At 72.9% G+C, this 6,629-nt stretch carries 5 protein-coding genes; 4 read left to right on the forward strand and 1 reads right to left on the reverse strand.

Annotated features, from left to right (window positions below; all coding sequences use genetic code 11):
* The 4 genes from AB1578_21110 to rpoD all read left to right on the forward strand — a co-directional run.
* On the forward strand, positions 1-325 hold a 325-nt coding region (locus AB1578_21110), incomplete at its 5' end, for a CvpA family protein (GenBank protein ID MEW6490396.1).
* 47 nt (positions 326-372) lie between these two features.
* A complete protein-coding gene (locus AB1578_21115; GenBank protein MEW6490397.1) occupies positions 373-2,715 on the forward strand; it encodes a Smr/MutS family protein in 2,343 nt (780 codons plus the stop codon).
* A 14-nt stretch (positions 2,716-2,729) separates the two neighbouring features.
* Positions 2,730-4,496, forward strand: a complete 1,767-nt coding sequence (gene dnaG, locus AB1578_21120) for a DNA primase (protein MEW6490398.1) — start codon at positions 2,730-2,732, stop codon at positions 4,494-4,496.
* Positions 4,497-4,567: 71 nt separating this feature from the next.
* Positions 4,568-6,397, forward strand: a complete 1,830-nt coding sequence (gene rpoD / locus AB1578_21125) for an RNA polymerase sigma factor RpoD (protein MEW6490399.1) — start codon at positions 4,568-4,570, stop codon at positions 6,395-6,397.
* Between the two features lie 15 nt (positions 6,398-6,412).
* Here the strand turns inward: rpoD and AB1578_21130 are convergent.
* Positions 6,413-6,629: peptide-methionine (S)-S-oxide reductase (locus AB1578_21130; protein ID MEW6490400.1), on the reverse strand; the 217-nt coding region annotated here is incomplete at its 5' end.

The following is a 6,629-nucleotide window of genomic DNA, read 5'->3' on the forward strand; positions in this document are numbered from 1 at the left end:
CGCGCCCCCCCCCCGCTGGGGGCTGGCGGCCGGTCTGGCCCGGGGCATCGCCCACGCCCTGCTCTTCCTGGTGCCCTACGCCGTCCTCCAGGGGCTCGGATACGCCCTGTATCGGCTCGGCCGGGCCATCTTCCTGGGCGGGCTCGACCGGGCCGCCGGGGCGGTGTTCGGCGCCACGGCGGCGTGCCTGCTGGCGGGGGCCGGACTGGGGCTCGCGGCCCGTTCGGGCTGGGGCGGCGAGTGGCTCGCTGCCTCGCAGCTCGCCAAGCCCCTGCAGGAAGCCTTCCAGCGGGTCCTCGCCTGGGCCTCCCAGCTCGGGGCATGATCCCAACCAAGCCGGGCCGCGCACGGACCCGAGACGCACCAGGGAGCATGGACCCACACACCCTCCAGGTACTCGACTTCCCGCGGATCCGAAGCCTCCTGGCCGAGGGCGCCCGCGCGCCCCAGGGGGAAGACCTGTGCCGCGCGCTGGTGCCGCTTTCGAGCCGGGAGGCGGCGGCCGCGGCCCTGGGCGAGCTCGAAGCCCTCTCGGCCCTGGAGCCCCTGGTGGGCCTGCCCCCCACGGGGGGGGGCCACCGGGTGGAGGGCCTCCTGGATGCGGCCCGGGCCGAGGGCGCGTGCCTCGCCCTGGAGGACCTCTTCGCGGTGCGCGACACCCTGGCGGCGTGCCACCGCCTCCTGGAGTACCTGGAGGACGCCGCCGCCGAGGGCTCCGCTCTGGGGCGGTACGCCGGGCGCATGCGCCCGCTCTACGACCTGACCGACCGGTTCGAGCGCACCTTCGGGCCCCGGGGAGAGATCCTCGACAGCGCGAGCCCCGCCCTGCAATCCCTGCGGGCACGGCAGCGGGCGGTGCGCGAGCGCGTGCTGCGGGTGCTCGAGGGCGTGCTGCGCAGCGCCGATTTCGAGCCCGCGGTACAGGACGAGTTCATCACCCTGCGCGCAGGGCGCTACGTGGTCCCCCTGCGCACCGACTTTCGCGGATACCTCCAGGGCATCGTCCACGACCGTTCCCGCACGGGCTCCACCTTCTTCGTGGAGCCCCTGGAGACGGTAGAGCTCAACAACGAGGCCGGGGTGCTCCGGGAAGAAGAGGAAGCCGAGATCCGGCGCATCCTGGTGGAGCTCACCGGGGCGGTGGGCCGGGCCGCCCCTGCGCTTCGCGCGGACCTGGCGGTGCTCGCCCACCTGGACGCCCTGGGGGCCCGGCTGGTCCTGGCCCGCCGCCAGCGGGCCGTGCGGCCCGTGCTGGCCGGGGACCCGGTCCTGGACCTCCGGGAAGCCCGACACCCCCTCCTGGACGCCCAGGGGGGCGTGATCCCCGTGGACCTTTGCGTTCGGGAGGACCAGGCGCTGCTCCTCGTCTCCGGCGCCAACGCCGGCGGCAAGACCGTGGCCTTGAAGACCGCGGGGCTGCTTGCCGCCATGGCCTACGCGGGGCTCTTCGTCCCGGCCGCCGAGGGGAGTCGGGTCGGCTGGTTTCGGGGCGTGTACGCCGACATCGGCGACGAGCAGGACCTGGACCGGCACCTCAGCACTTTTTCCGCCCACATGGTCAACGTGCGCGACATCCTGGAGCGGGCCGAGGCGGGGTCCCTGGTGCTGCTCGACGAGCTCGGCACCGGCACCGACCCGGGCGAGGGCACCGGGCTCGCCGCGGCGGTGCTCGAAGAGCTCCTGGACCGGGGGGTCCGCGTCCTGGCCACCACCCACCTGGCGGGCCTCAAGGCCTTTGCCTACGCCCGGCCCGGCGCCTGCAACGCGGCGGTGGCCTTCGACCCCGAGACGGGCCGCCCCCTCTACCGGCTGCTCTACGGCCAATCGGGCTCCTCCAACGCCCTGGAGGTGGCCGAGGGGCTGGGCCTTCCCCCGGCGCTCATCGCCCGCGCCCGCCGCTACGCCGCCGGGGGGGCCGACTCGGGGGCGGGGTGGCTGCGCGACCTGGAGGCGGCTCGCGACCGGGCCCGTCAGGAGGCGGAGGCAGCCGAGGCCCTGCGCCGGGAGTGGGAAGGGCGCGTGGCGGCCCAGGAGGCGCTCCTGGCCAAGGCTCGAGAAGAGCGCGACGCCGCCCGGGCCGAGGGCCGCGCCCAGGCGCGGGCGGCCGTGGAGGAAGCCCGGCGGGCCCTGGGGGACGCCATTGGGCGCTTCGCCCAGCGGGAGACCACCCAGCAGGAGGCCGAGGGGGCCGTCGCCCGGGCCGAGGCCGAGTTGGAGGCCGTCTTCCCGCCCCCGGCCCCGGCCTTCGAGCCCCTGCCCCCCCAGGCGCTGGCGCCGGGCCTGCGGGTGCGCGTCGCGTCCCTGGGGAAGGACGGAGAGATCGAAGCCCTGGAGGCGGACGGCCGCAAGGTGGTGGTGCGGATCGGCCCGGTGCGCGTCACCGTGGCCCCCGAGGACCTGCACCGCGCTCCCGCGGCGGGGCAGGGGGAGCGGCGGGCGACACATCAGGGCCAGGCCCGGGGCCGGGTCCGGGTCGAGGCCGAGGCCGGAGCTGCCGATGTAATGGTGTTGGGATGCACCGTGGCCGAAGCCCTGGTCCGGGTGGATCGGGGCCTCAACCGGGCACTGGTGGCCGGGGCGGAGGGGTTTCGGGTGGTGCACGGCAGGGGCACGGGGGCCCTGCGGCGGGCGATCCGCGAGCGCCTGGCCGAGGAGGCGGCCGTGCAGGAGGTGCGCCCCGAGGGCGACGCCGCCACATGGGTGGCGCTGCGGTAGGGGGAAGGCAAGCCATGCGCATCCCCGACGACGTGCTGGAGACCATCCGCTCGCGGGTGTCGATCGTCGACGCCGTGGGGCGGCACGTGGCCCTCAAGAAGGCGGGGAGGACCTGGAAGGGCCTGTGCCCCTTCCACAGCGAGAAGACCCCCTCGTTCGTCGTGAACGACGAGCGGGGCACCTACCACTGCTTCGGGTGCGGTGCGGGGGGTTCGGTGTTCCGGTTTCTGATGGAGGTCGAGGGGAGATCCTTCGTGGAAGTGGTCCGGGCCCTGGCCGAGCAGGCGGGGGTCTCCCTCTCCACCGGCCCGGAAGACCCCGGCGAGCGCCGGGAGCGAGCCGAGCGCGACGCCCTCCTGGAGGTCCTGGCCCTGGCCCGGCGCTACTATCGCCACCAGCTCACGGAAGGGCGGGCGGGGGGGCCTGCCCGGGAGTACCTGGCGCGGCGCGGCGTGGCCCCGGAGGTGGCCGAGGCCTTCGGCCTGGGCTGCGCCCCGGCGGGCTGGGACAACCTGGCCCGGTTTCTGGCGGGGAAGGGGGTCGACCTGGCCCGGGCGGCCCTGGCAGGCCTCGTCGCCCCCCGGCAGAGCGGGGGCTACTACGACCGCCTCCGGGACCGGCTCGTCTTCCCGATCCAGGACGCCCAGGGCCGCGTGGTGAGCTTCGGGGGCCGGGTCCTCGGGGAAGGGGAGCCCAAGTACCTCAACGGCCCCGAGAGCCCCGTCTTCCGCAAGGGCGAAGTCCTCTACGGGGTGTTCCAGGGGGCGGAGGCCCTGCGCCGGGAGCGGCGGGCGCTCCTGGTCGAGGGGTACCTGGACGTGATCAGCCTGCACGCCCGGGGGCTCCCCACCGCCCTGGCCACCCTGGGCACGGCGCTCACGGCCGACCACATCCGGGCCCTGCGGCGCAGGGCGGACGAGGTGGTGCTGGTGTACGACGGCGACGAGGCGGGCCGGCGGGCCGCCTTTCGCAGCCTCGACCTCTTTCTGGCCGAAGGCTACCCGTGCCGGGGCATCCTCCTGCCGCCCAAGGAGGACCCGGACAGCTTCGTGCGGGGCGGGGGCGACCTGGGGGCGCTCGCCGCCGAGGCCCGGCCCCTCCTGGAGCTCTACCTGGAGGAGACCGCGGGACGCTTCGACCTGGCCTCGGTGGAGGGGCAGCTTGCGGCGGCGGCAGACCTGGCGCCCCGGCTCGCCGCCGTGACCGACCCCCTGGCCCGGGACCTCTACGTGCGCCGGGCCGCGGAGGTGCTGGACGTGACCGAAGCCCAGCTGCGGGGGCTCCTGCCGCCTGCCCTCTCCCGGAGCGCAAGGGGACGGGGCCAGGCAGGAGCGCCCTCCGGTCCGCCGGCCGCCCCGGAGGACCCGGTGGAGCGCGACCTGGTGGTGAGCCTCCTGGACCGGCCGGACCACCGCCCGGCGTTCCAGACCCGGGGCGTGGAAGCCTGGATGCGGCCCGGCCCCCTGCGGGAGGCTGCCCGCTTCGTGGCGTCCCGCACGGAAGAGGCGGCCCTCCTGCCCGTGGACGCGGCGCCCGACAACGTGCGCCAGGTGCTCACCCGCCTCCTGGTGGGGGACCGCCTGCCTCGCGCGGTGTACGAAGACCTGGAGGCCGCCCTCCGGGTGCGGCACCTGGAGGGGCGCACCGCGGCCCTGGTGCGGGAGATCGCCCGGGCAGAGCGGGCCGGCGACCCGGCGCGGGTGCTGGCCCTCCAGCGGGAGAAGACCGGGCTCGACCACACCATCGCCCAGAGCAGGCGGGCCAGCTCGGGGCACGGTTGACCCCTTCAAATCAACGATTTCCGTGGTAGGTTGACGCAGTCGCGTTTTGCCAGCGTAAGGAGACGGAGTAGATGCCCAACGGTATCCGCATGGAAGACTTCGATGAGCTCATCGAGGACGGCAAGGACCGAGGATTTCTCACCTACCGCGAGATCAACGACGCGCTCCCGGAAGAGGTGGTAGACCCGGAGATCATCGACGAGCTCATCATGACGCTGCGCGACCTCGACATCGCGGTCGTGGACGACGCCAGCATGGTGCACGACGCCCTGGACCGGGACGAGGCCGAGGGGGAAGCCGCCGAGGGAGAGGCCGCCGAAAAGGAAGAGGAGGGCGAGGAGGACGACCGGGCCGACTACGAAGAGCTCTTCGAGCGCACCAACGACCCGGTGCGCATGTACCTGCGCGAAATGGGCTCGGTGTCGCTCCTGACCCGGGAAGGCGAGGTCGAGATCGCCAAGCGCATCGAGGCCGGCCTCGACGAGGCCTTCGACGCGGCCTTCAGCGGCTCCCTGGCGGTGGAAGAGATCGTGGCGTTGGGCCGAAAGCTCGAGGCCAGCGACCTGAACCTGCGGGCGGTGGTGGACTCCCCCGAAGGGGAGGGAGACGGCGGCGAGGGAGGCGAGGGCGGCGAAGAAGAGGAGGAGGAAGAGGAAGAAGAGCTGCCGGCGGCCGCCCTCCCCAAGGGCGCCGGCAACCAGCTCGAGCGGGTCCTGAGCACCATCGCGGAGCTCCAGGCCCTGGACCACCGGCGCACCGAGCTCAAGATTCGTCTCATCGGAATGCGCAAGGCCGGCCCCATCGAGGAAGAGATCCGGGGGGTGCAGCGCGAGATGGTGCGCTTCTTCCGGTCCCTCAACCTCAAGGATGCGGTGGTCGACGAGATCGTCGAGCGCTACTTCCGCCTGGCCGACGACGTGCGCCGCGCCGAAGAGGCCCTGCGGAGCCTCGAGGCCGAGATGGGCATGAAGGCGGCCGCCTTCCTGAAACTGTGCCAGGGCAAGGAGCTGCGCTCGGTGTGCCTCGAGCTCAACCGCCGGCCGGACCAGATCAAGCGTCTGCGCAAGGACGCGAGCCGCCAGCTCGAGGTCATCGAGTCGGTGGAGAAGCTCACGGGCCTGTCCAAGGACGCCCTCCTGGAGAAGGTCAAGGCCATCCGCTCCGGCCAGCTGCGGGCCAAGATGGCCAAGGCCGAGCTCATCGAGGCCAACCTGCGCCTGGTGGTGAGCATCGCCAAGAAGTACACCAACCGGGGCCTCCAGTTCCTCGACCTCATCCAGGAGGGCAACATCGGCCTCATGAAGGCCGTGGACAAGTTCGAGTACCAGCGCGGCTACAAGTTCTCCACCTATGCCACCTGGTGGATCCGCCAGGCCATCACCCGGGCCATCGCCGACCAGGCCCGCACGATCCGGGTGCCGGTGCACATGGTGGAGACCATCAACAAGCTGGTGCGCACCAGCCGCTACCTGGTGCAGGAGCTGGGCCGGGAGCCCAAGCCCGAGGAAATCGCCGAGCGCATGGAGATGAGCGTCTCCAAGGTGCGCAAAGTGCTCAAGATCGCCAAGGAGCCCATCAGCCTGGAGACCCCCATCGGCGACGAGGAAGACAGCCACCTGGGAGATTTCATCGAAGACCGCAAGGCCGTGCCCCCCGACGAGGCCGCCGTGCTCGCCAACCTCGCCGAAAAGACCCGCGACGTGCTCTCCAGCCTCACCCCCCGGGAGGAAAAGGTGCTGCGCATGCGCTTCGGCATCGGAGAAAAGAGCGACCACACCCTGGAAGAGGTGGGCCGCGACTTCGCCGTCACCCGCGAGCGCATCCGCCAGATCGAGGCCAAGGCCCTCCACAAGCTGCGCCACCCCATGCGCAGCCGCAAGCTCAAGAGCTTCCTGAAATAGCGCGGCGGATCGCAGTCAGTTTCCGGCCTTGCGCCGGCCCGCAAACCGCTGCCGGAACTTCGCAAGCTTGGGGGCGATGACCACCCGGCAGTAGCCCTGGCCCGGGTTCTTGCGGAAGTAGTCCTGGTGATACGCCTCGGCCGGGTAGAAGGCCTCGAGGGGCGCCACCTCGGTGACGACGGGGGCGCCCCAAAGCCCCTGGCCCCCGAGCTCCTCGATCACCTCCCGGGTT

This window comes from Thermodesulfobacteriota bacterium (assembly GCA_040756475.1).
Taxonomy (GTDB): domain Bacteria; phylum Desulfobacterota; class Deferrisomatia; order Deferrisomatales; family JACRMM01; genus JBFLZB01.

What these genes read in the sequence shown, in the direction of transcription:
- AB1578_21115 (MEW6490397.1), top strand. Translation starts at nt 373, where the DNA reads ATGGACCCACACACCCTCCAGGTACTCGACTTCCCGCGGATCCGAAGC.
- dnaG (MEW6490398.1), top strand. Translation starts at nt 2,730, where the DNA reads ATGCGCATCCCCGACGACGTGCTGGAGACCATCCGCTCGCGGGTGTCG.
- rpoD (MEW6490399.1), top strand. Translation starts at nt 4,568, where the DNA reads ATGCCCAACGGTATCCGCATGGAAGACTTCGATGAGCTCATCGAGGAC.